The organism is Brevibacterium sp. Mu109 (assembly GCF_900169375.1).
Classification (GTDB): domain Bacteria; phylum Actinomycetota; class Actinomycetes; order Actinomycetales; family Brevibacteriaceae; genus Brevibacterium; species Brevibacterium yomogidense_A.
Map to the genome: position 1 here is coordinate 19,472 of NZ_FXZF01000024.1, position 21,794 is coordinate 41,265.

Genomic DNA, 21,794 nt, shown 5'->3' on the forward strand with positions numbered 1-21,794 from the left:
GTGCGCGAGCTTTAGGTCAGAGTCCGATCCCGCGTTCAGGCTGCGAGTCGGGGCCTTGGAGCGGCATCGGTTCTGGCGAGGATAGTTGCCGTTGACGCTGTTCGGCTTGTTGTAGCGCACGCTCTCGCTCCACACGTCTGGTCTCTATGAGCTTGGCGGCGTCGTTCGCCGGGAGGCTTCGCAGCTCCGCGCTCTCGGCGCGGAGCAGCGTTGCACGGGTGCGGGCGTCGCGGGCGTTACGCCCGGGGTTGATGGCGCGCATCCCGTACTGGTGAGCGCGGGCGTTCTCTGCCCCATATTCACTCGCCAGAAGCACCAGGCGCTCGTTGCGGTGACGTTCGCTCGTCGTGGACCGTGCGGTGCGCGCCGTTTCGACAGCTTGGGCAGCTTCGATCACGTGGGGATCATCCTCCGCTCTCCGCCCCGCGACTTGTGCAGCCCATTCGGGTAGCGCGCTGGGGGTTCGTGGCGGTTCGGCCTCCCATGCATCGCGAACGTGGGCTCGGATGGTTGCTGCTTGTTCGCTCGCGGTGCGGTGCTCGTCGCGGGCCTTGCGCCTCCCGAAGCGCCCGATCTTCGCGAGGCGTGTGTTTGCCGCCCTTTCTGCTTCGACGCTGGCGAAGTACGCCGCTCCGTCGTGTTCAGCTTGCGCGGTGAGGGGCGCAGCGACCTCGGCGTGTACTCGAGTGGCTTCTTCTTCGGCCCGACGGAGCACAGTGGAGTCCTCGTCGTTCTCGGCACGGTGCCTGGTGCGTTGGGCGTCGAGCCGGTTGGCGGTCTGTTCCCACCGCTCGGCCTGCTGCTCGGCGCGCTTGGCTCTTTGATCGAGTCGGGCGAGTTCTTCTGTGACGCGCTGAATCGGGCCGTTCTTGACGATGCCGCGCACCGCTTCGGCGGCTCGTGCGGCGGCGTGGTCAAGGCCACGGTCTGCGGGGTCGCGTTCCATCGCTGCGACGAACTGCGCCCTGGCGTCGGCCATGTCCGTGGCGACGACATGGAGCCGGTTCGTCTCGCGGCCTCGGGTCATGCCGACATAGACGCCTGCCGCGCTCGTAGCCTCCGACAGCATCGTGTGCGAGGTGTTGACAGTTGCGCCTTGTACGCCGTAGGCGGTCGCTGCGTAGGACAGGTGCGCGTGCTCACTCACATACTCGGCAGGTAGGGCCACGGCACGCGGGTTTCTGCGCCCGCTGGCAGCTTCCCGCGCATAAACCGTGCCATCACGATCAACGTGTTGGACGATCCACTGCTGCCGGTTCGCCACGCCCAAACCTGTGTCGTTCTTCCGCGTCTGGATCAGATCACCCCGACCGATAGGCAGCTCGTCGCTGCCGATCGCCGCGATCATGTCGTCGACCTCACCACGCTCGACTCGCCCCGTGCGGACGCGCTCGTTCAACGCGGCGGCTTCATCGTTCGAGGCAACCGTGATCGCCTCGCCGTCTTGAATGTTGGCGGTGATGCGGTCGCGGGCCTGCTCCTCGTCGGTGTGCAGGGTGATGAGCCCCATCGCGGTAAGCCGGTCGAACACGTCGCCGGGGCTCTCACGGTCACGCATCGTCAACGTGAGGGCCGCATACTCAGCATCAGAGAAGCGGTGGAGTTCGGTCATGTCATAGGTGCGGCCCCTGATCTGCGCGGCCATGTCCAGCACCCCGCCCCGTCCGACGGCGGGGAGTTGGGCGCGGTCACCGACGAGCGCGACGGTTGCGCCTGCTTCGGAGGTGATGGCGAGGAGGGCGTGGGCGGTGTCTTGGTCGAGCATCCCGGCCTCGTCCACGATCACCCGCTCACCCTGGCGCAGCACCGCATCTCGGTGTGGGCCGGTGTAGGTGCGTCCAGTGTCGGGGTCGGTGTCGCCGGGGTGTAGGCGTGTCCATACGCCGTCGCGGTTCCAGCGCCACCCGTGTGCGTACACGAGCGCCGCGACCGATGTTGCGGGGACGCCGAGTTCGTCGTGCGCGACCTGTGCTGCCCGCAGCGTCGGCGCAACCACCCTCGACGCCCGACCGTGCTCGGCAGCCACTTCGATGGCGGTGCGCAGCATCGTCGTCTTTCCGCTGCCCGCAGCGCCCTCCACGATCACCAACGGATCGGTCGAGGCGACCGCAGCAGCAGCGACCGCCTGCCCCTCATCCAGCCCCACCGCGCGTGCGGCCTCAGTCACGTCCGGGTGACCGGGCTTCTGCTCAGGTGTCGCAGCGGCAAGTCGGTCGCGCAGCGCGGTTTCAGCGGCGACCACGGTCAGGTTGGTCAGGTGCGCCACATGCTCCGGGGTCGCCGCATCTGGCGGGAGCACGGAGAAACAATCCGAGACCGCAAGATCGGTGGCCATCGTGATGAAATCGCGCAGCTCGGCGGGAGTTGCGTGCACGCCGTGCTCGGTGGTGATGCGGGTGACATGCTCCTGCACCGTATGCGTCGTCCATGCCGATGATGCGGCGGCGCAGCGATCCAGCGCACGCGATGCAACCTCCTGCACGGCAAGATCATCAAGCGGCACCGGACGCTGCGCGGTCTGCTGTTGCAACTTGGTGGGGTCGTATCCGGCGTCGCGGAGTTCCTGCACCCACCATTCCTCGTTCTTGAGGTCGGTGGGCTTCTTCCCAGGCCGCTGATGCGTCCATGCGATGCCCTGCAACCGTGCCGTCATCACCGGGCCGAGCACCTCTCCGGGGTGCTGCGCTTCCCACCCGGCTTCGAGCCGGTCAAGGTTGCGCCTGATCTGCGCCGAACGCTTCGACATCACCCCGTTAAACGGCCGCAACTCCGCGACTTCGCCGCTCACGGGATCGAGCGTCAGACCGTGCTCTGCGAGGGTCTGAGCGAGCTGCGGGTGCGCAGCGATGACCGCCGTGCCGAGGGCGCGGATCGCGCCCTGCTGCTTGAACAACGCCGCCGTGTCCAACGCCCTCCACTTCCCAGCCGCCCACACCCGCGTGCCAATCTGCATATGAATGTGCCGGTGTGGGTCACCCGCTCGCGAGGTCTTGTGCCGGATACCGACGACCTGCATGCTCTCGATGCGCACGACCTCCCGCGCCTCACGCGGGCCAACCCTGGTGACCGAGTGCTGACCCAGCCAGCGACGAATCTCAGCCAGCGCGTCCTGCTGCGCCACGTCCAGAGCCTCCGAGACCTCGGGGTGGAGGGCGGCGGCGACCGACAGGCTCTTAGGTGCGTTGATCGTCATCTCCGCGAACAACGGCGAACCCTTCGACCCCTCGCCGGGCTTGCGCGGGGTGCCCATCGACTCGCCCGCGACAGGCTCGGTCCAGTCCACCCACCCCTCATACTCCTCGGCAGTCAGCGAGCAGGTGGCCGTGACCTCACCGCGGGCGTCGAGCACCGCGTACTCGGCCACGGCGTCATCTGCGCCGAGGTAATACTCGTCGGCGCGGGAACGGTCGGCCTCGACATAGCGGCGCGCGGCGGCCCCGCTGCCGCGGAACAGGATCACGCCGCCCTTCATCTGGGCCTCCCTCATGAGTCGTCTCATGAGGGAGGTGCGCACGCCCCACCCGCGGTGGCATACGTGCATGACTTCGACTGTGGGTCGAATCCAGGTGCTAGACGGTGAGACGGGTGGTTAGTCCGCCGTCGGGGTGCGGTGTGAGAGTGAGGGTGCCGTCGAGGGATTCGGTGATGTTCTGTACGAGGGTGAGTCCGAGGCCGAGACTGCGTCCTGTTGTAGCAGTGCGCGTGGACTGACCGCGGTTGAAGGGCTCGATGAGTGCGGCCGCTTCTTCTTCGGTCATCGTCGGACCGCTGTTACTGATCTCCACCCATGGGCGCTCGGCCATCATCCCGGTCGTTAGGTGAAGAGTCCCACCGCGGTGATTATGGCGGATGGCGTTGTCGATGAGGTTGTCGATCGCGAGCGCGAGCAGCACTGGGTCGGCGGAAGCTGATGCGGTGGCGAGTTCGGTGGTAACGGAGAGATCCATGGCCATGATGTCGGCTTCGTGTTCGGTGAGGCTGCGTTCGATGATCTCGGAAAACTGGACCGGTTCGGGGCCGTGTGCGGGCGTGATGGTGGAGGTGCGGGCGAGTTGCAGGAGTGCGCTGATGAGTTGTTCGCTGCGCTGGTTGGCATCAAGGGCACGGCGGATGGCCGGTTCGAGGTGTTCGGGAACGCGTCCTTGCTCGAGCGGGATCTCCAGCGCGGCGCGGGTCGTGGTCAGCGGCGTGCGCAGCTCATGGGAAGCGTTGGTGACAAAGCGCTCTTGCTGGGTGAAGGATGCTTCAAGGCCGTCGAGCATGGTGTCGATCGTGTCGCCGAGCTCCTTGATCTCATCCGCGGGTCCCGGCAGGTCCAGACGCTGGTGGAGGTCATTACGGGTGATGCGCTTGGTGGTGTCAGTGATCTGTCCGATCCTCGCGAACGAGCGCTTGGACAACCATGACGCGGCCACAACAGCGACCAGGGTGAAGACCAGCAAGGTGACGATCGACCACAACAGCAGCCCTGAGAGAACCTCTTGGGAGAGCATCGTGGTCTGTTCGATGGTGATGGCGGCGCCGTCGGTACCGACGGTGACTTCGTGCTCGCTCGGTGCTTCGGTGGCTACCGGAATGTGGGCGCAGTCGCCACCGGCGGGTGCGTCATCGCTGGTCGTGACGGTGACACCGTTCTCATCCGAGCATCCAACGAGGCCGTCGATGGCGGTGTCGAAGAGCCCTTGGACGAGGAAGTACTGGACGCCGAGGAGAGCGACGCCACCGGCGACGAAGACCACCGCGATGAGGGCCGTCAAGCGCGTGCGGAAACCCCACCGGCGTTTGCTCGTGGTGGCGTTCATCGCTCTGCTCCGATCCGGTAGCCGAGGCCGGGACTGGTATGGATCACGTCAGGGTCCCCAAGTTTGCGGCGCAGGGTGTGGATCGTGAGCTTCACCACGGATCGGGTGCGGTCTGCTCCGCTTTCCCACACATCAGCGAGGAGGTCATCGGCGCTGACGTACCCGCCGTCGGCATAGAGGAGTGCTTCGAGGACACCGAACTCTTTGGGGGTCAGGGCGAGGGGTTTTCCGTCTCGTTCCGCGACGCGGCGGAGGGTATCGAGGCGGACGCTCCCGGAGGTGAGGACGATCTGGTTTCCTTCGGTGGCACGGCGGGCGAGGGCGCGCAGCCGGGCAAGGAGCTCGACGTAGGCGAAGGGTTTGGCGAGGTAGTCATCCGCGCCGAGGTCGAGGCCAGTGACGCGGTCGTCGAGAGTGCCTGCGGCGGTGAGCATGAGGATGCGCATCGGGTGCTGCTGGTCGCGGAGCGTGCGGCAGACGACGTCGCCATGGAGGACGGGAAGGTCGCGGTCGAGGATCATGATGTCCACGTCGACCTGCCCGGCTTTGACCAAGGCTGCGGCCCCGTCGTGCGCGACGTCAACGAGGTACCCCTCATGCCGAAGCCCCTCGGCAAGGGATTCGGCCAAGTCGATCTCGTCTTCCACGATCAGAACGTGCATGCGTTTTCTCACCTCCATTTTCTGAGTTCTCGGTCTCACCATCATGGGCTGACATTCTCCATGATCGCCATCAGGAGGTTAGGTTTCGGTTAGGTCGACCCAAACCTGGACCTAACCCGGCCCTCCGTAGAACTTGTCTCGAGCGGTGAACGTCGCCGCCACGGTTCACGGAGGTACTCATGAAATCCCGTAACATGCTCGTCGCCCTCGCCGGGCTCACCATGGCGGGCGCGCTCGCCCTGACCGGCTGCACGAACACCGCCAGTCCAGAGGACCCGGCCACGGGCTCGCAAGGCCCTGATGAGGCGTCGGCGTTTCTGGCATGCCTGACCGCCGCAGATGTCGAGGCGAAGATCAACGCCAGCGGACAGGTGCTCGTGAAGGTCCCCGGTCAGCCCGGTGACGGCGGTCAAGTCAGCAGCGGTGACGGCTCCGGCGCGGGGCTGCTCGGCATGGAAGGCGATGAGGCCGGCAACACCTGGGTCGCTGTCCAGAGCGCCGACTACTTCGCCGACACTCCTGACGTACAGGATGCGTACGCCGCGTGCGAGGCGGAGCATCCGAACTTCGTGCAGGCGCAGTTCGATCCGAGCAGCAACCCGGATGTGGCAGAAGAACTCGAAGGACAGGAAGAGGCGGCGCTCGCGTTCGCGCAGTGTGCCAGGGAGAACGGGTTCTCGCAGATCGCCGATCCCGATGCGGCGATGGGCGGTGCGATCCTCATCCCCGATGGATTCAGCGAGAGTGACTTCCGCGCCCTCGCCGAGGAATGCTATGACCCCGCGAGCTCGTTTGCGTTCGCCTCGAGTGAGGATCTTGGGTTCGACCCCTGGATGGTTCTCGAAGAGTTCCAGAACGCGCCCGCATCATGAGCGCGAAGACAGCACCACGCAAGACTCTGCGCGTCCTGCTGACCACGGTCGTGATCGCAGCGCTGGCTGCGAGTGGCGTCGCGGTCGCGATCTGGAAACCTTGGGAAAGCAACGCTGCAACATCCGGTGTGCCCGAGCCTGCTGCCGCGGTGACCGTTCCAGTGGAGCTGGGCACGCTCACCAGTCAGCTGAGGTTGAACGCCACCCTCGGATACGGGGAACCCGTGAAGCTCCCTGCAGCTCAAGGGGTACTCACGGCACTGCCTGCTCCGGGACAAGTGATCGAGGTCGGCCAACAGGTGTATGAGGCCGACGGCAGACCCGTGGTCTTGCTGGAGGGCGCGCGCCCGTTCTGGCGTGACCTATCCAGTGACGCAACGGATGGACAGGACGTGCTGCAGCTGGAGCAGAACCTCGCCCGGTTGGGGTTCTTCGACCGCGAGCCTGACACTCGTTTCGACTGGTGGACGACGGAGGCGGTGCGTCGCTGGCAGAAGGAACTCGGCATCCCCGTCACCGGAACCGTGGCAGTTGCCGATGTGGTCGTGGTGAACGCGCCGAGCATCCGCGTCTCTCAGGTGACCGGGGAGCTCGGGCAGACCGGGGTCAGCCCAGCAACGTACACCGCAACCACGCTCACGGCTATCGCAAAGCTCACCCCTGCGCAGGCCCGGGAGCTCATCGCGGGAACACCCGTGACGGTGGTGCTGCCCGACGGGACGGAACTGGAGAACACGATCGCCGCCGTCGACCCCGGCGGGCAACCCACCGGAGAGGACGGGCAGACGACCCCGCCGACGGCGATGATCGAGTTCCCCGACCAGGAGCAGGTCGCCGCCACCGGGCCTGCGAGCGTCCGGGTGATCGTGCAGAACACCGAGGAGAGCGCGGAGACGCTGATCGTTCCTGCCACGGCTCTGATCGCTACGGCGAGCGACAGCTACGCGGTCGAGGTGCTCACGGGGGATCGGATTGTGCGGGTGCCGGTGCAGATCGGACTCGTCGGCGACGCCCGGGTACAGATCCTCGCCTCCGGTCCCGATGTCGACGGCGCACCCGCAGACGCCCACGCGCTAAGCGAAGGCGATCAGGTGGTGATCTCCCGATGACCACCGCCATCGTTGCCTCATCGCCAGAGAACGATCACGACGACACCGCTCAGGTACCGGTGATCGAGGTGCGCGGTGTCTCCAAGACCTATCCCGGGACTCCACCGGTGACGGCACTGCACCCGACATGGTTGCGGATCAATGCGGGCGATCAGCTTGCGATCGTCGGTGCTTCTGGTTCGGGCAAGAGCACGCTGCTGTCGATCCTCGGCACTCTCGATGACCCCACCGGTGGCGCTGTGCTCATCGATGGGCAGGACTTGGGTGGGATGCGGGAGGCGGAACGCTCCGCGATCCGCGCAGCCAGGATCAGCTTCGTGTTCCAACAGTTCCACCTCCTGCCCACCGTCTCCGCGACCGAGAACGTCGCCACCGGCCTGCTGTACACCGGCGCTTCCCCGAGTGAGCGGCAGGAGCGTGCGGTTGCGGCGCTCGAAGCGGTCGGGCTCGGGCACCGGTTGCGGAACCGTCCCGGGGAGCTCTCCGGCGGTGAACAGCAGCGCGTCGCGATCGCCCGAGCCCTGGTACGCGACCCGGCTGTGCTGTTCGCCGACGAACCGACCGGTGCCCTGGACTCCGCGACCGGCGAAGCGATCATCGCGCTCCTGACTGGCATCGCCGATGCCGGAACCGCAGTCGTCATGGTCACCCATGACGCCGTGCTCGCTGAACGGTTCACCCGCCGCATCCGATTGAGGGACGGCCGCATCATCGACCGCCGCCCGCCAGAACCCGAGCCGCGCCAGGTCGACGGCATATCTCTGCGTCCGAAAGCGAGTGATCGATGAGTCAGACGACGCGCCGCAGTCGTTTCCGGGTACGAGATCTGCTGCGCACCGCCTGGCTCGGTGTCTCCAGCCGCCCTCAACGCACCGCCCTGGCATCTCTCGGTGTCGCGCTCGGCATCGCCTCGCTCACCGCGCTCACCGGCGCGGCAGCATCCAACCAGGCGCAACTGCTCGCAGACCTCGACCGGATGGGCGCAAACCTAGCCATAGTGACACCAGCAACGGGCCCCGACGACAATCTCGTGCCCCTGCCAGCAACCGCGCCAGACATGGTGGAACGCGTCGACGGCGTCGCCGATGTCGGCGTGTTCGAGACTGCTCCTGCGGATACCTCCGTCTACCGTACCGACCTGGTCCCGGAGACAGAGACGAACGGGATTCGAGTCGCCGTCGCGCGCCCCGACGTGTTCGGCGCGATCGAGGCAGAGCTCGCCGCCGGTCGCTGGTTCGACGACGCTACCCGCAGCCTGCCCGTTACCGTGCTGGGCCGTACCGCTGCCGACCGGCTCGGCATCACCGAGCCCGGCGACCGTGTCTGGATCGGCGGGCGCTGGTACGGAGTGCTCGGCATCCTCGAATCCGCAGGCCTCGCAACCGACATCGACACCGCCGCGATCCTCGGCGACCAGTGGGTACGACACACCTTCGACGGGACGACGATCGGTGACATCTCCGCCATGTACGTCCGAGCAGAACCCGGACGCATCACCCAGATCACCGACGTGCTCTCGTCAGCGGCGAGCCCCGGATCACCCTTCGTATCGGTCGACGCCCTCACCGACCTCGCCGACGCACGCACCACCGCCGATGATTCCCTCAGCACGTTAGGCATTGCCCTCGCCGGAATCGCGTTGTTGGTCGGCGCAGTCGGAATCGCGAACACCATGGTCGTCACGGTTCTTGAACGCCGCGGTGAGATCGGATTGCGTCGCTCCCTCGGGGCACGTCCCGGACACATCGCGACCCAGTTCATCACCGAAGCGGCCGCACTCGCCCTCATCGGAGGCATCGTAGGCCTCGCACTCGGCGTCGGAGCTGCAACCGTGCTCGCACTCGCCACTGGTCAGCCCCTGGTGATCCCCGTCGAGTCCGCAGCGGCAAGCCCTGCTATCGCTGTTCTCGTCGGAGCCGCAGCAGGTCTGTACCCGGCACTGCGCGCAGCACGACTTTCACCAACATTGGCGCTTCGCGCCGTGTAGCAAGCAGCAAAGCCCTAGCGATGATGCTTCGTCCGACCATGGCCGAGATGCGCGAGAACGCCTTCGCGCGTGTCTCCGCTGTGGGTGACGGTGGCGCACCTCCCTTCTGGGAGGCGTCACCGTGGACGAACACACCTCACCCGCTACCAACGTCGCTGCAGGACCTGCTGGCTCGGCCAGCAGCGGTTTCGAGAGCCCGGAAGGTCTGCGCGCGCTACTGACCCGGTTACACGACGCTGGGTCGGGCGCGTGGCGGGGCGACCGTGATGCGGCAGAACTCATGCGTTACACCGCGACGAAGTACCGGCCACTCGCACGTAAGCACGGCTTGGATGCCTGGGCGGTCGCGTCCGCCGCGTTCGAGGTGATGCTCGCGCCCTCAACCCGGAACGCGGGCAACCCGTGGGCCGTCGTCACCCGCGCCGTTCAGATCACCTGTCACGCGGAGACTCGCGCCGCTGGGATGCTGACCTCTGTCAGCAAGGTGCGCCACACTTCTCGGATCACCGGGTTCCATGATGCCGTGCGGTTCGCAGAGCGGGAGCACCTGGCCGACTATCACCCCGCGTTCACACACCACGATGACGGCGACACGGACGAGAGCGAACATCAGGCGCGGGTCACCGCACTGCTATCCGCCACGGTCGCGCTGTTCGAGTCTGCGGGCTGGGATGCTGCGCTCGTAGCCGAGTGCGTCGAACATGTGGCCTACCGGCTTGCCGAGCTCTCCTCACGTCAGCGCGGGGTCGAGGTGCTGCGCCGTGACCGCGCAATCCCAACGCTGCTCGGCATACCGCCCCGGTCGTGGTCTGCGCTGTTGCGGATCGTCCTCGGGCACCCCGACCGGAAACATGCGGGGACCACGGTCGGTGATGGTGTGCTGTTGCGATTACTGAACGGCGAAACGCTGGACGCTCTGCGCGGCGACGAGGCACTGATGAAGATGATCCGCGCCGCCAACCCCGACAAGCACGCCGCGCCTTGATTTGGGGGTAGGGCTCCGCACCTAACGGTATGAGCACCCACGCCGAAATCCCCGCTACCGCCGGTACTGCCCCGTCTCCTGTCGCCACGCTCGGCGCACGGCTCGCTGCCGAATCCCGCCGGGCGCAGGGCTTCACCACCGTGGTGGACAATCCTGCTGTGCTGGACAAACTGCGCGGACTCTGCACCGCCCCTCGGCCCACGAGCCTGTCGGTCGCCGAGAAACGCGACGGCCCCGCACCCTGATCTGCCTTGGCAGCCAGGGTTCGGGGCCGATCACCGCATCCGAGCTATGCGCGCCAGATGAACTCGACCCGGTGCGAGAGGACTTCGGCGCGGTACGCGGCACGTCGGCCGTGGAATGCTTCGATGCTCTCGTTGCGGCGACGGGCAGGGGTGGCTCCGTTCATTCCCTCCGGGAGCGCGTGGACGAGGACAGCTTGCAGGATGAGGCTGGCCGCTTGGTACTGCCACATCGGGGTGCGGCCCTTCCACTCGGCCGCGACGGTGGTCAAGTCGATGCTCGGCCCCGCATGCTCAGGCAAGGTGGCGGTGTACTCACGGCGGGTCGCCTCGATCCGCTCCGCGATCCTCGCGCGTTGCCGCACCCACATCGCTTTGTCGATCAGCCCGTCGTAGTAGTCATCATCGAGCCGCGCCAGACGTGCCCTATCCGCGTCGAGCGTCGCCGTGAGTCCGACCCGCGCCACAAGGTCACCGTTAGACTTGCTGCGTTTCGTGGGGCTGATAGTGACCTGCTCGAACGTTGCCAGGACCGCTTCCTCGACGAGCCTCTCGATTTCGGCGGAACGGATCGAGCGGTGGCACCCGCCGCGCGTGGGCTGGATGCACTGGTACACGTTGCCACGGTGAATCATCGCGGTCCCGCACTTCGAGCAGCGGATGAGCCCGGAGAACGGGTACATGCGCTTCGCCGCGCCCGTACCGGGTTGATGGAAGTTCCGGGCCTTCTTGCGCGCGTCAAGCACGTCAGAGACGTGCTGCCAGGTGTCCTCGTCTACCAGTGCAGGCCACGCCGCCTGCACCTGCATCTTCGACCTCTTTGCGCGGCTCCCGTCCGGCATGATGGGCCGATACTCGCGCACACCCTTATTGGAGGGATTTCGGAGCATCAGTTTCAGCGTCCGATCCGACCACGCGCACCCGTGGGTCGTGAGGATGCCGCGCTCGTTCCAGTCTTTCCGAATGCGGTACAGCGAGTCACCGGCCAGCACCCGCTGATACGCCTCGACCACGAGCGGCCCGGCCACCGGATCGATCACGAGGGCGCCTGACTCTGCCCGGTATCCGAACGGGACACGGCCGCCGTGCCAGGCACCCTCGACGGCCTGCTGCTTCGCCGCCCGCGCCACACGCCGCGCAGTATCCGCCGACGACTTGTTCGCCATCGCGACCAGCACCCTGGCCATCGCCACATCAGAGTCCGTGTCCAGCCGGAGGGAGCCTGTCACGGAGCTGACGGTGAACCCGCCGAGCACCTTCGCATCAATGAGGTCTTCCAAATCTCGCGGGTCGCGCACCGCCCGATCCAGGTCGTAGGCGACCATTACCTGCGCGTGCCCGTCGGTGAGGTGTTTGAGCATGGCGCGGAACTGCGGGCGGATCACCCGCCGCACCCGCTCACCCGACGGCAACGTGATCGTGCGCTGCTTGAACGCCGACGTGTCATTCTCGCGAAACACCGCCACGACTTCCCAGCCGTGGGCTTCGGCGTACGCACGGCAGTCGGCCTCCTGCCGATCCACCCCACGCTCGGTGCCCTCGGGATCATCGCTGATCCTGACGTACACCACCGCCCGCAACGACGATGCTGATCGCGGGGTCTGCTCCTGCTGTTCGTGGCCCATCTCTCGGCCCCACCTTCCTACTCGTGTGAGAGGTAGGTGCGTTTACAGAACCTCGGCTACGCGGTGACGTCGTACCGGGCGCAGGGCATCACGGTCGATAGGTCGCACGTCCTGGTCGACGCTGCGATGACCAGGGAGAACTTGTACGTCGCCCTCACCCGAGGCAAGGAAGGAAACTTCGCCTACGTCGCCGTCGACAAACCCGACGACGCCCACGACGGGCCGCACCCCGGCGACAACATCGAGGCCACCGCCAGATCGGTGCTGTTTGGTGTCCTGCAGCACGTCGGCGCTGAACTGTCCGCGCACGAGACGATCACCGCCGAGCATGAGGAATGGAGCTCGATCGCTCAGCTTGCCGCCGAGTACGAGACCTTGGCTGCCGCCGCACAGCACGACCGCTGGGCCGCACTCATCCGCTCCTCTGGCCTCAGCGACGACGACGCAGACGACGCGATCGCTTCACCCGCGTTCGGGGCGCTGACCGCCGAGCTGCGGCGGGCCGAGGCGAACCAGCATCACGTCGACACTCTGCTGCCACGCCTCGTGCGAGCACGCGGGTTCGGGGATGCGGATGATATCGCTGCGGTTCTGCACTACCGGCTCGCCCGAGTCACGGCCCGTCCCGCCGGTTCCGGTCGCACTCGCGAGACGCCGCGATTGATCGCCGGGCTGATTCCCGAGGCGACCGGAACGATGACGCTCGAGATGCGTCGAGCGCTCGCGGAGCGGCGCGACCTCATCGAGACCCGCGCCGGCACCCTTCTCGACACGGCGGTGCGTGACGGCGAGCCGTGGACGGCCGCGCTTGGCCCGCAGCCGAAGGACGGTATAGGTGCGGCAATCTGGCGGCGCATGGGCATGGTCATTGCCGCCTACCGGGATCGCTACACAGTCAACGAAACCGCCGCGCTCGGCTCCCCGGCGCAAACGGACGCACAGAAGATCGACGCGGCCCGCGCCCGCGCTGCGCTCGACCGGGCACGAGCTCTCACCGCGGCCAGCCGGCACGAGCACCATCGTCCGGCTGCGGCCCGGCCACTGGGCCCGTCACTGTAGCGGACGTGGTCGGTTACTGCGGGTCGTCGCGGTCGGGTGGGTGGATCATGCGGACGTTCGATACGCCGCCCTGGTTCACACAGTCTTGGGCAAGGTCGTGAACATGCCAGTAGTAGTCCAGCGGCGCCTCGATCGCGTTCACGCTCGTCTCGACCGGCGTGTAGTGATGCAGCGGTGTGGAGACGCCGTCGAAGGTCTGCCCGAAGTTGTCAATGGTCAGGATGCTCAACGGTGCTTTGCCAGCCCATTCGATCCCGACGCGCACCTCGTACTCGTCGTTGCCGGTCGCCTCAGCGGTCGCGCGGACAAGTCCCATCAGGTCGGCGATACCGCACTCGATCGCTGCGGACTGCACCTGGAAGCCCTCGAAATGCCCGTCGCTGCTCATCCGGTGCCCGCCGACTGCTGCCGCGACGGTGACCGACCCGTCATGGTGGATTCCCGCCCATGCCTCTCGCCAGATGGAGCGGTCGGTGGTGGTGTTGACGGCGATCCAGCGGCGCAGTCCTGGCCGGGGGTTGTAGTGCTCGACGTTGTCCAGCGGATGCACACCGCCCTTGCCCGCGTAGAACTCGCCCATGCTCTTTGCCTTGGTGAGCACGTCGCGCGCCTGATCGCGAGTCAACCGTTCACTGAGCCGAGGCGCGCGAGGGTGGGCGACGGCGATCAGCCAGGCCCGCTCGTGCGTGTTGCGGCCGCCGGCGGCCTCGGTGAAAAGGGCGTCGAGCGCTTCGGTGGCGTGGCGGCGTTCATCGAAGCGTGCCCGGTACATGGCCTCGATCTGGCGTTCTTTCATCCACACCGTGTCGGCGTCGTTGCGTACGGGCGCACCGAAGTAGTCGTTGCGGTAGATTAAGTGCGGCCCGTCAACGCTGGCTGGCACCTCTACCACAACCGCGCGGTTGCCCTCCGCGCCGAGGCGATGCACGACCAGTCCGAACACCGGCGGCGAGATAGCGGTGATCGCCGCTGACCGCAGCGACCGTTCGTAGGCTTCATCGAACTCCCCGACATCGACCCGGCTGACGGCGGCCTTCTGAGATTCGCGCACACCGTAGACGATGACACCGCCGCCGCTGTTCGCCATTGCCGCGACATCCTTGGGGAAATCGGTCTGCGGCAGTCCTTTCGCTGGCGGCAGCTCCGACTTCCAATCCAGATCGTTCGTCTCCACCGCCCCGGCAGTCACCGCGGCATCCAGCAGCTCATCTGTCACAGGCCCCGGAGCGACCCCGAGGACGCGATGCAGAGCGGTAAAAACCATACTCCCAGAGTAGAGAACAGTGCCGACAAACTCCGGCCCAGCCGGAGCAGTGTTGCTACAAGGTGCGGCCGGGCAGCGGCACGGAGCGCGCCATGCCAGCGTCGCGGTCGAACGCTCGGCCCTGGTCGCGGGCGGGCGGTTCGATCAGGGCGCTAAGGTCCGTGGAATCCGTCACGAGCGACGCGATTCGTTCACGGAGAATGCGGTGAGTGCCCCCGCTGACGGCACTGGTGACCGGCCCAGGAACCGCGCCGATCGGGCGACCGAGCTGAGCCGCACGGGCGACGACAGTCAGCGCCCCGGACCGGTACCCGGCCTCCACAATCACGGTCGCAGCCGAGACAGCCGCGAGGATACGGCTACGAGCAAGGAACCTCCACCGAGTCGGTGCCGAGCCTGGAGCCATCTCCCCCACCAGCAGTCCCACGTCCCCTACCCGTCCCAGCAGTTCCTGATTCCCGGCTGGGTACAGACGGTCAAGCCCGCCCGCAAGCACCGCGACGGTCTGCCCGCCGACCGACAACGCCGAAGCGTGGGCGGTACGGTCGATGCCGTAAGCGCCGCCGGATACGATCACGCGCTCTGCCGCGGCCTGCGCTGCGGCGAGCTCGGAAGTAACATGCTCGCCGTAACCGGTCGCCGCACGGGCGCCCGTGATCGTCACACGGTCCCGTAGGTCTCCCGCAAGCAGGGAGGTTGCCCCGCGCACCCAAAGCGCGGTCGGCGCGCGATCGCCGAGATCGTCCAGCCCGCTCGGCCAATCATGGTCCTCGGGGATAAGAACACCCAGCCCGAGTCGATCCGTATCGGCAACGACTCGTTCGACCAATCGGGCATCCAGACGCGGCGCGGCCTTCTGCCGCCACAGCCCGCCCTCGACCGCATCAACCGATGTCGGCAACGGGGCCGCGGTCGACAGCAACCGGACCGTCTCGACAGCGCCGACAGCGGCGATCAGCCTCCCCGTCAGCGCGTCGTCCGGTTCCAGCGTCGAGGCCAGAACGATCCGCGCGGAACGCTCGTCCTTGGCGAGAGAAGTGATCGTGACCATGCCGGGCTCCCATCAATATGTGCCAGGCAGGTGCGCCACCAGGATCGGTGACCAGCGGCGCACCTCTTACAAATGTCCGGGCAACGGCGTATCCTGAACGAGAGGCAGCGTTTCCACTCTCTGCGGGTCCTCCGGGACAGTCCCTTCGGGGCCACTCATCATGTTTCTGCCTCCTCGACGGAGCAACACGTCTTGATGAGAGGCCCGACCATGATCCGACTGCTCTGGGCACTGAGCACCCGCATCCGGTACTACCTGCGCCGGTACATGCCCACCAACATCGCCCTCGACGCGATCCGCACCCGCCGCGGCCTCAAATGGGGCATCCCCGCGATGCTCCTCGCCGCCCCATACCTCCTCGCCGCGACCTACTTCCGCAGCCTCATCGAACACGGCGGCCCCGGCTGGCTCCACCTGCTTGCACTCCTGTGCTGCTGGAACGCCCTCAAGCTCATCGTCATGGGCCCGGCCAGTGTGGCCCTGCTCATCCGCGCCGTTACCCACGAGGCCACCGAGCGCCGCCGCGTGCGACGACAGAGCAACGCAATGAATTCCGCGAGTTACGCGAGCATCGGAGCATGAAGAAGTAGCAGACATCGACATTCACCAGGGCGATGAACGTGCCGCTTTTCGGAACTCGCTCGGAGTGATGCCGTAGATGTGCTTCATCATCTTTGCCGCGTGGTCCGCATCATGCCAGCCGACAGCCGCAGCGCACTCTTGAACGGTCCAGTTCGTCGTCTGGAGCAGTTCGGCGAGCCCTTCTACGCGAAGTCGCGCCAGTAACCGCATCGGTGACACACCGTACGCTGAGTTGAATGCGCGCGTGAGCTGCGAGGTAGAGAGGTTCGCTTGACGACTCAACCTCGCCATTGACCAGGGTCGCGCAAGGTCGCGTCGGAACGCGGCGACGATCACCCGAACCTCTCTCCTCGGAATCGCCAAAGCCGTCGGTGTGACCACACCGGTTAGCCTGTCCAGGAATCGCAGCGAAGCGCCCCGAAGCGTGAACCCCCGCTGAACTGTCGTGATTCGCGATCGCACGCGCTTGTGAGGTAATCGCTCGACGTTCCGCAGGTGACGGGCGAAGAGCGAGAATCTGGCCCGCCCCTTGAGCGGCCGCGTTGAACGTACTCGCTATCGGCGTTGACAGTCGTGCCCAAGCAATCTGTTGTTGCAGAAACTCGGGATCAACGTAGAGAGTAACCGTTTCGACCTCGGTCAAAGGCTCACCTCCGACAAGTGCTCCTGTCGGCGGCACCGCTCCGTCTCCTTCTGCGAGCGAGACGGAGCGTCCTCGATGAGTCAGGTTCGTCCAGCCAGCCGTGACTACCAAGACTTTCGTTAGGGGCAAGGCGACTGGATTCACTACTGCATCGTGAAGTACTCGGCACACCCGAAACGGAACACGGTCACGCAGCCCTTCCATCGTTGAACGGTCCGAATCCATTGCGCTACAGCGAGACCAACAAAAGGTCTCAGCGGGGCATCTCGGCCGGTACAACCATCGGGCTTGCGGGCGCTTCTCGTGCAATCTCTTGCCTGATAGCTACCACCGCGTCGCTCGCAGTGACCTCGATGGCCGCCATTGCTTCCCGGCGTTGTATCTCCGAGACAGCCTCTGGTAGGTGCGCGCGGGCAGCCAGGAGGACCGCGCCAAGGGCGTCTGCGATCCGCTCCTCGTGCCTGAACCTCTGCTGCTGAGCACGAGCACGGCGCAACAGTATGACTCCGATCGCGAGTGCACTAAGCGCAGCGCACGTTGCGATCAGTAGCACTCTGGGTGGCATGTTCTCGCCGCTTCTAGCTGCCGAGGGCGAGGAATGCGATTGCGGCGAGGACGACGACTGCGCCGACGATGATCCAGATGATGGTACTGCGCTTCTTCTGCATGGTGCGGGGTTCCTTCCAGGTGGTTCGGCGTGGTGCGGGTTTCATGAGGTCAGGCATCGCGGCGGAGTAGCGCGATCGTGTAGGCGACGACCGAGAGCACAGCCCAACCGACGAGCACACCCGCGGCGATCACGGGCGGGAGTTCGGTGACGTCGTAACCGGGTGTTCCGACGAGGCTGAGGCTGGCCTGGTCGGGGAGGAAGCGGATGCCGTCGGGCCATTGCAGGATGCCAGTGGCGACCACGACGGGCAGGGCGATCATGATCGCCAAGGGCGCAATGGTGTTTCGGAGGACTCCCGCGAGCCCGAAGGCGATGAGCGACATCAGCACATACACCGCCACCCATTGCACGCAGTTCTGCGCGAGCTCGGCCGGGTCCAGGCCGGACGCGATTCCGATGACGAGACGCGCCGGGACGATCGCGATGACAGCGGCTGCGAGGCACACGGTGGTCGTCGCGGTCAGTTTTGCGGGCGCGAAAGTTCCGCGACGTGGCGTGGCGGTGAGACTCATGCGGAGCTGTCCGCCGTGGTGTTCGGTTGCGGCTGCCCAGACCGGGATGACGAGGAATGCGTAGAGCGGTGCAAGCATCACCATGCCGAACGAGGACAGCCGCGCCGGGCCTGCCCCGGTGTAGAAGATCAGCCCGGATGCGTCGATGACTGCCAGGAAGAGGTTCACGACGAGCGTGATGGCGAGCATTATGACGGTTGCGGGGTGGGTGATGATCTTCGTGATCTCCGAACCGATCACGTCACGACGACGAATCACGGGATCGGCAGAGAGGACCTTCGCGCTCATCGGGCATCCCTCCGCCGGATCAGGACCAGCGCGACCACCGAGGTGATGGCGGCCCAGCCGGTGAGGACGAGCGCGCCCTGTAGTTCGGTTCCAGTCAGTGGCACCGGGAGAATCGCGGCGTCTTGGAACATGAGGTTGCGGGCGGCGCTCAACGGAAGGAACGCATCAACGGCGGGGGCGATCAGCGCAACGACCTGCGCGAAGGTCAGGGTGATGAGCACGATGGACACGATGATCCCGGAGAGCGTCCGCCGTGTGACGAGAGTGATCGCGGCTCCGGTGAGCGTGATCGTCACCATGTACAGGAGCACGCGCCCTGCTTCCTGCAACGTCTGCGCACTCCACAGCACATCGGGGTCCCAGTCCTTGACCGCGAGGTACATCAGCACCAGGGCGGCGGCGATGAACACGATGGCGAGGCCCGCCGCATACAGGCCCACGGCGAACACCTTGCTGAGCACGAACCGGGTACGGTTCGGCACCGCGACCAGGCTCAGCCCGAGCTGCCCGGCCTTGAACTCGGAACCGGCGATGACCGCGCCGAGCACGGGAAGCAGCAGCCCGGCGTTCATCACGGCCGTGCCGATCGAACCGCGTATCTGCGAAGCGACCTCCACGACACCCAGGCCGATATCGGCGGTCCCGTCAGGGCGCACGTTCGCAATCATGCTGACGTGATCGGCGTGGAGGCTCTGCTGCATGTAGATGAACAGCAGCACGATGACGCCGGTGACCAGCCAGACACCAGGGAGGGTGAGGAACTTAGTGAACTCGGAGCGGATGACGCTGAACATTCCGCTCACCAGCTCTGCCCAGGCTCGCTGCCGGTGAGCGCGAAGAACGCGTCTTCAAGTGACGCGTGCCCTTCGGTGATCTCATCGAGGGTGCCGTCGGCGATGATCCGGCCCTTGTTGATGATGACAATGTCATCCACGGTCTCCGCGGTCTCACCCATCAGGTGACTGGACAACAGCACCGTGTTGCCCTGGTCCGCGTAGCGGCGCAGGAAAGTGCGGATCGTGCGAATGCCCTCCGGGTCAAGACCATTCACCGGCTCATCGAGCACAAGGATGCGCGGCTCACCCAACAGGGCGGCGGCAAGCCCAAGGCGCTGCTTCATCCCGAGCGAGTACTTCCGTACCCGGACCGTCGCCGCATCGGTCAGCCCGACCGTTTCCAGGACCTCACCGATCCGCTGCGCCGGGATGCGATTGGACTGCGCGATCCACCGCAGATGGTCCACCCCGCGACGCTCGGGCACCGCGGATGCCCCGTCGAGCATCGCACCCACCGTGCGCAGCGGCTGCGCCAACGTGGCATACGGTTTCCCGTCGATCCGAGCTGTGCCCGACGTCGCCCGGTCAAGACCCAGCAGAATGCGCAACGTGCTGGACTTCCCGGCCCCCTTTCGGGCCGAGAAACCCGGTCACCCGGCCTGGCCTCGCGGTGAAAGTCACCTGGTCGACGGCGGTCTTGGGACCGTACTTCTTCGATACGTCGGATATCTCGATCACGCGGTACTGCTCCTCACGGCCGTCGGCAACTCTGTGGTTACCTCCACCGTGACGTGTCAGCGCCCGCGATTGTGACCCCCGGAAGTGGACACTTACCGGAGATCGGGTCAGCGTGGCGCGTGCAGCAGCCCGGCCTCGTGAGCGAGCACCGCCAACTGGGTGCGGTCGCTCACGTCGAGTTTCTGGAACAGCCGCTTCACATACGTCTTGACCGTCTCCACGCTCAGATGCAGCTCGCCAGCGATCCGCTGATTCGAGTGCCCCCGGGCGATCAAGCGGATCAACTGCAACTCCCGGTCGCTCAACTGCGTGTCCGCGAACGCGTGCGGGCTCTGCCGGGGACGGGCGCTGAACTGATCCACCAGACGAGCGGTGACCTCAGGCGCCAGGGAGCTATGCCCTGCGTGCACCGCGCGCACCGCCGCCAGCACCTCCTGAGCGGAAGCATTCTTGAGCAGGAATCCCGCCGCACCCTGCCGCAGCGCCTCGCTGACGTACTCATCCAGGTCAAACGTCGTGAGCATGATGATCCGTGTGCCAAGCCCCACTGCACCGCGCACCACGTCCAGGCCCGACCCGTCCGGCATCTGCACATCCACCAACGCCACATCCGGCCGCAACGCCGCCATCAGACGAAGAGCATCCGCGCCGGTGCCCGCCTCGCCTGCGACGCGGAAGCCGTCGGTGCCGTCGAACAGACGCCGGTAGACACGACGAAAGTCAGCATCATCATCGGCCAGGAGAACCGTGATCGGCGCGCTCATCCACCCTCTCCTATCGGCAAGGTCGCCAGGAGCCGGGTTCCACCTTCCAGCCGGTTCGTCACCGTCACGGAGCCACCGACCGCGCCCACTCGCTCCCGCATGCCCGTCAATCCCATGCCGGGTTGATACCCGGCCGAGAGTCCGACCCCATCGTCATCGACGCGCACCCGTACGCTCTCGTCCTCATGCCAGACTGCGACCTCGCAGCGCTCCGCATTGGCATGGCGCACGACGTTACTCAACGCCTCCTGCACCACCCGCGACAACACTCGACAGGTCGCTTCGGGCAGACCCGTCGCGTCAAGCCGGGTATCGACCTCAAGCCCGCTGACCCGCGCGGCAGTCACGAGCTGCTGAATCGGCATCGCACTACCCGCGTCCGGCTCCCCGTCCCGGAGCGCACGCACAAGCGCCTGCACCTCTTCCAGTGCGCCGCGAGCGCGTTGCTCAATATCGCCCAAGCTCTCCCTCAACTCCGCCTCACCGACACCAGGAAGACTTCGAGAAACCTCCGCTTCCGCGCTGATCACACTCAGCGCATGACCCACCACGTCATGAACATCACGCGCCATCGCCGCCTGATGCACCGCACGCTCCCACGCAGCCCGCCGATCAGCAGACTCCCGCACAGCCTCCAGCCGCTTCGCTTCGGCCTGACCCAACAGCCACACCGCACCAATCGCAACGGCGGCGAAGATGATCCGCTGATCCACACCCGCAGCAGACGGCGGAGCGCCATAAGTAAGCGAGACCAAGATCATCACGACGACAGCCGCACCACCAATAGCCGGCGACCGACGCCCACGACGCAGCGCAAGCGGGTACAGGCACCACGCGACAGCAAGCATTGGATCAGAACTCACCTGCAGAAACCAGGCACCGCCGGTCGCAACGAGCGCGGCCACGGGAGCGACGCTCGGCAACCGCCAGCGGACCATCACCGAAGCAGCCACCATAAGCGCCAACACCACCCCAGCGGCGGTCAGCCATACCTCAGAAGCCGACAACAGTTGTGGCACCCAGAACACCACGACCAGCACGAGCGCGGCCACCGAGTCCCCGACCCAGGACGAACGCGAGTGCTTCTGAACCGCCCTCGCTTCGACCTCGCTCATGACTCCATCTCACCACGCGAAGATGACCTGAACCGGAGAACCATGGCA

18 protein-coding genes and 1 pseudogene are annotated in these 21,794 nt (G+C 66.2%); 7 read left to right on the top strand and 12 right to left on the bottom strand.

Translation table 11 applies throughout. The features are described 5' to 3' along the window. Window positions 1-16: 16 nt before the first annotated feature. From mobF to BSP109_RS13370, 3 genes are all read right to left on the bottom strand, one after another. Complete coding sequence (mobF, locus tag BSP109_RS13360; protein WP_101601259.1) at window positions 17-3,487, bottom strand: MobF family relaxase; 3,471 nt, start codon at window positions 3,485-3,487, stop codon at window positions 17-19. Between the two features lie 82 nt (window positions 3,488-3,569). After that, window positions 3,570-4,802 (bottom strand): HAMP domain-containing sensor histidine kinase, encoded by a 1,233-nt coding sequence (locus BSP109_RS13365; RefSeq protein ID WP_101601261.1) that lies wholly within the window; start codon window positions 4,800-4,802, stop codon window positions 3,570-3,572. Further along, complete coding sequence (locus BSP109_RS13370; RefSeq protein WP_101601263.1) at window positions 4,799-5,464, bottom strand: response regulator transcription factor; 666 nt, start codon at window positions 5,462-5,464, stop codon at window positions 4,799-4,801. The genes BSP109_RS13365 and BSP109_RS13370 overlap by 4 nt, the downstream gene beginning before the upstream one ends. A 194-nt stretch (window positions 5,465-5,658) precedes the next feature. On the opposite strand from BSP109_RS13370, the gene BSP109_RS13375 reads away from it, so the two are divergent. The 5 genes from BSP109_RS13375 to BSP109_RS13395 all read left to right on the top strand — a co-directional run bounded on the left by BSP109_RS13375 (window position 5,659) and on the right by BSP109_RS13395 (window position 10,417). After that, on the top strand, window positions 5,659-6,336 hold the full coding sequence (locus BSP109_RS13375) for a hypothetical protein (protein ID WP_101601264.1): 678 nt from the start codon (window positions 5,659-5,661) through the stop codon (window positions 6,334-6,336). Then, window positions 6,333-7,445 carry a peptidoglycan-binding domain-containing protein gene (locus BSP109_RS13380; RefSeq protein WP_101601266.1) on the top strand — a complete coding sequence of 371 codons (1,113 nt, stop codon included), beginning with the start codon at window positions 6,333-6,335 and terminating at the stop codon, window positions 7,443-7,445. Before BSP109_RS13375 ends, BSP109_RS13380 begins: the two co-directional genes overlap by 4 nt. Continuing rightward, complete coding sequence (locus BSP109_RS13385; protein ID WP_101601268.1) at window positions 7,442-8,233, top strand: ABC transporter ATP-binding protein; 792 nt, start codon at window positions 7,442-7,444, stop codon at window positions 8,231-8,233. The genes BSP109_RS13380 and BSP109_RS13385 overlap by 4 nt, the downstream gene beginning before the upstream one ends. After that, complete coding sequence (locus BSP109_RS13390; RefSeq protein ID WP_101601269.1) at window positions 8,230-9,432, top strand: ABC transporter permease; 1,203 nt, start codon at window positions 8,230-8,232, stop codon at window positions 9,430-9,432. Before BSP109_RS13385 ends, BSP109_RS13390 begins: the two co-directional genes overlap by 4 nt. 121 nt (window positions 9,433-9,553) lie before the next feature. Further along, window positions 9,554-10,417 carry an exopolyphosphatase gene (locus tag BSP109_RS13395; protein WP_101601271.1) on the top strand — a complete coding sequence of 288 codons (864 nt, stop codon included), beginning with the start codon at window positions 9,554-9,556 and terminating at the stop codon, window positions 10,415-10,417. A gap of 289 nt (window positions 10,418-10,706) precedes the next feature. Here BSP109_RS13395 and BSP109_RS13400 read toward each other — a convergent pair whose 3' ends face one another. Then, complete coding sequence (locus BSP109_RS13400) at window positions 10,707-12,284, bottom strand: recombinase family protein (protein ID WP_101601273.1); 1,578 nt, start codon at window positions 12,282-12,284, stop codon at window positions 10,707-10,709. 48 nt (window positions 12,285-12,332) lie between these two features. Between BSP109_RS13400 and BSP109_RS13405 the strand changes: the two are divergent. Continuing rightward, a pseudogene (locus BSP109_RS13405) lies at window positions 12,333-13,343 on the top strand (C-terminal helicase domain-containing protein); the annotation flags it as partial. Window positions 13,344-13,356: 13 nt separating this feature from the next. Here BSP109_RS13405 and BSP109_RS13410 read toward each other — a convergent pair. Further along, the gene (locus BSP109_RS13410) at window positions 13,357-14,607 is read right to left on the bottom strand and encodes a helix-turn-helix domain-containing protein (RefSeq protein ID WP_101557663.1); all 1,251 of its coding nucleotides are present in this window, start codon (window positions 14,605-14,607) and stop codon (window positions 13,357-13,359) included. A 55-nt stretch (window positions 14,608-14,662) separates the two neighbouring features. Continuing rightward, window positions 14,663-15,658 carry a DNA-processing protein DprA gene (locus tag BSP109_RS13415; RefSeq protein WP_101601274.1) on the bottom strand — a complete coding sequence of 332 codons (996 nt, stop codon included), beginning with the start codon at window positions 15,656-15,658 and terminating at the stop codon, window positions 14,663-14,665. 210 nt (window positions 15,659-15,868) lie between these two features. Between BSP109_RS13415 and BSP109_RS13420 the strand changes: the two genes are divergently transcribed. Next, window positions 15,869-16,240, top strand: coding sequence for a sulfate permease (locus tag BSP109_RS13420; protein WP_101557662.1), 372 nt, complete (start codon window positions 15,869-15,871; stop codon window positions 16,238-16,240). 21 nt (window positions 16,241-16,261) lie between these two features. On the opposite strand, the gene BSP109_RS13425 is transcribed toward BSP109_RS13420, so the two are convergent. From BSP109_RS13425 to BSP109_RS13455, 6 genes are all read right to left on the bottom strand, one after another. Next, complete coding sequence (locus BSP109_RS13425) at window positions 16,262-16,621, bottom strand: helix-turn-helix transcriptional regulator (RefSeq protein ID WP_140403516.1); 360 nt, start codon at window positions 16,619-16,621, stop codon at window positions 16,262-16,264. A 979-nt stretch (window positions 16,622-17,600) separates the two neighbouring features. After that, the gene (locus BSP109_RS13435) at window positions 17,601-18,353 is read right to left on the bottom strand and encodes an ABC transporter (protein ID WP_101601276.1); all 753 of its coding nucleotides are present in this window, start codon (window positions 18,351-18,353) and stop codon (window positions 17,601-17,603) included. Continuing rightward, window positions 18,350-19,156, bottom strand: coding sequence for an ABC transporter permease (locus BSP109_RS13440; protein WP_087054610.1), 807 nt, complete (start codon window positions 19,154-19,156; stop codon window positions 18,350-18,352). The genes BSP109_RS13435 and BSP109_RS13440 overlap by 4 nt, the downstream gene beginning before the upstream one ends. Then, complete coding sequence (locus BSP109_RS13445; protein ID WP_257944695.1) at window positions 19,153-19,737, bottom strand: ABC transporter ATP-binding protein; 585 nt, start codon at window positions 19,735-19,737, stop codon at window positions 19,153-19,155. Before BSP109_RS13445 ends, BSP109_RS13440 begins: the two co-directional genes overlap by 4 nt. Window positions 19,738-19,974: 237 nt before the next feature. Next, complete coding sequence (locus BSP109_RS13450; RefSeq protein WP_087054608.1) at window positions 19,975-20,631, bottom strand: response regulator transcription factor; 657 nt, start codon at window positions 20,629-20,631, stop codon at window positions 19,975-19,977. Further along, window positions 20,628-21,746, bottom strand: coding sequence for a sensor histidine kinase (locus tag BSP109_RS13455; protein WP_101601278.1), 1,119 nt, complete (start codon window positions 21,744-21,746; stop codon window positions 20,628-20,630). The genes BSP109_RS13450 and BSP109_RS13455 overlap by 4 nt, the downstream gene beginning before the upstream one ends. Window positions 21,747-21,794: the final 48 nt, after the last annotated feature.

What these genes read in the sequence shown, in the direction of transcription:
- mobF (WP_101601259.1), bottom strand. Translation starts at nt 3,487, where the DNA reads ATGAGGGAGGCCCAGATGAAGGGCGGCGTGATCCTGTTCCGCGGCAGC.
- BSP109_RS13365 (WP_101601261.1), bottom strand. Translation starts at nt 4,802, where the DNA reads ATGAACGCCACCACGAGCAAACGCCGGTGGGGTTTCCGCACGCGCTTG.
- BSP109_RS13370 (WP_101601263.1), bottom strand. Translation starts at nt 5,464, where the DNA reads ATGCACGTTCTGATCGTGGAAGACGAGATCGACTTGGCCGAATCCCTT.
- BSP109_RS13375 (WP_101601264.1), top strand. Translation starts at nt 5,659, where the DNA reads ATGCTCGTCGCCCTCGCCGGGCTCACCATGGCGGGCGCGCTCGCCCTG.
- BSP109_RS13380 (WP_101601266.1), top strand. Translation starts at nt 6,333, where the DNA reads ATGAGCGCGAAGACAGCACCACGCAAGACTCTGCGCGTCCTGCTGACC.
- BSP109_RS13385 (WP_101601268.1), top strand. Translation starts at nt 7,442, where the DNA reads ATGACCACCGCCATCGTTGCCTCATCGCCAGAGAACGATCACGACGAC.
- BSP109_RS13390 (WP_101601269.1), top strand. Translation starts at nt 8,230, where the DNA reads ATGAGTCAGACGACGCGCCGCAGTCGTTTCCGGGTACGAGATCTGCTG.
- BSP109_RS13400 (WP_101601273.1), bottom strand. Translation starts at nt 12,284, where the DNA reads ATGGGCCACGAACAGCAGGAGCAGACCCCGCGATCAGCATCGTCGTTG.
- BSP109_RS13410 (WP_101557663.1), bottom strand. Translation starts at nt 14,607, where the DNA reads ATGGTTTTTACCGCTCTGCATCGCGTCCTCGGGGTCGCTCCGGGGCCT.
- BSP109_RS13415 (WP_101601274.1), bottom strand. Translation starts at nt 15,658, where the DNA reads ATGGTCACGATCACTTCTCTCGCCAAGGACGAGCGTTCCGCGCGGATC.
- BSP109_RS13420 (WP_101557662.1), top strand. Translation starts at nt 15,869, where the DNA reads ATGATCCGACTGCTCTGGGCACTGAGCACCCGCATCCGGTACTACCTG.
- BSP109_RS13435 (WP_101601276.1), bottom strand. Translation starts at nt 18,353, where the DNA reads ATGAGCGCGAAGGTCCTCTCTGCCGATCCCGTGATTCGTCGTCGTGAC.
- BSP109_RS13450 (WP_087054608.1), bottom strand. Translation starts at nt 20,631, where the DNA reads ATGAGCGCGCCGATCACGGTTCTCCTGGCCGATGATGATGCTGACTTT.
- BSP109_RS13455 (WP_101601278.1), bottom strand. Translation starts at nt 21,746, where the DNA reads ATGAGCGAGGTCGAAGCGAGGGCGGTTCAGAAGCACTCGCGTTCGTCC.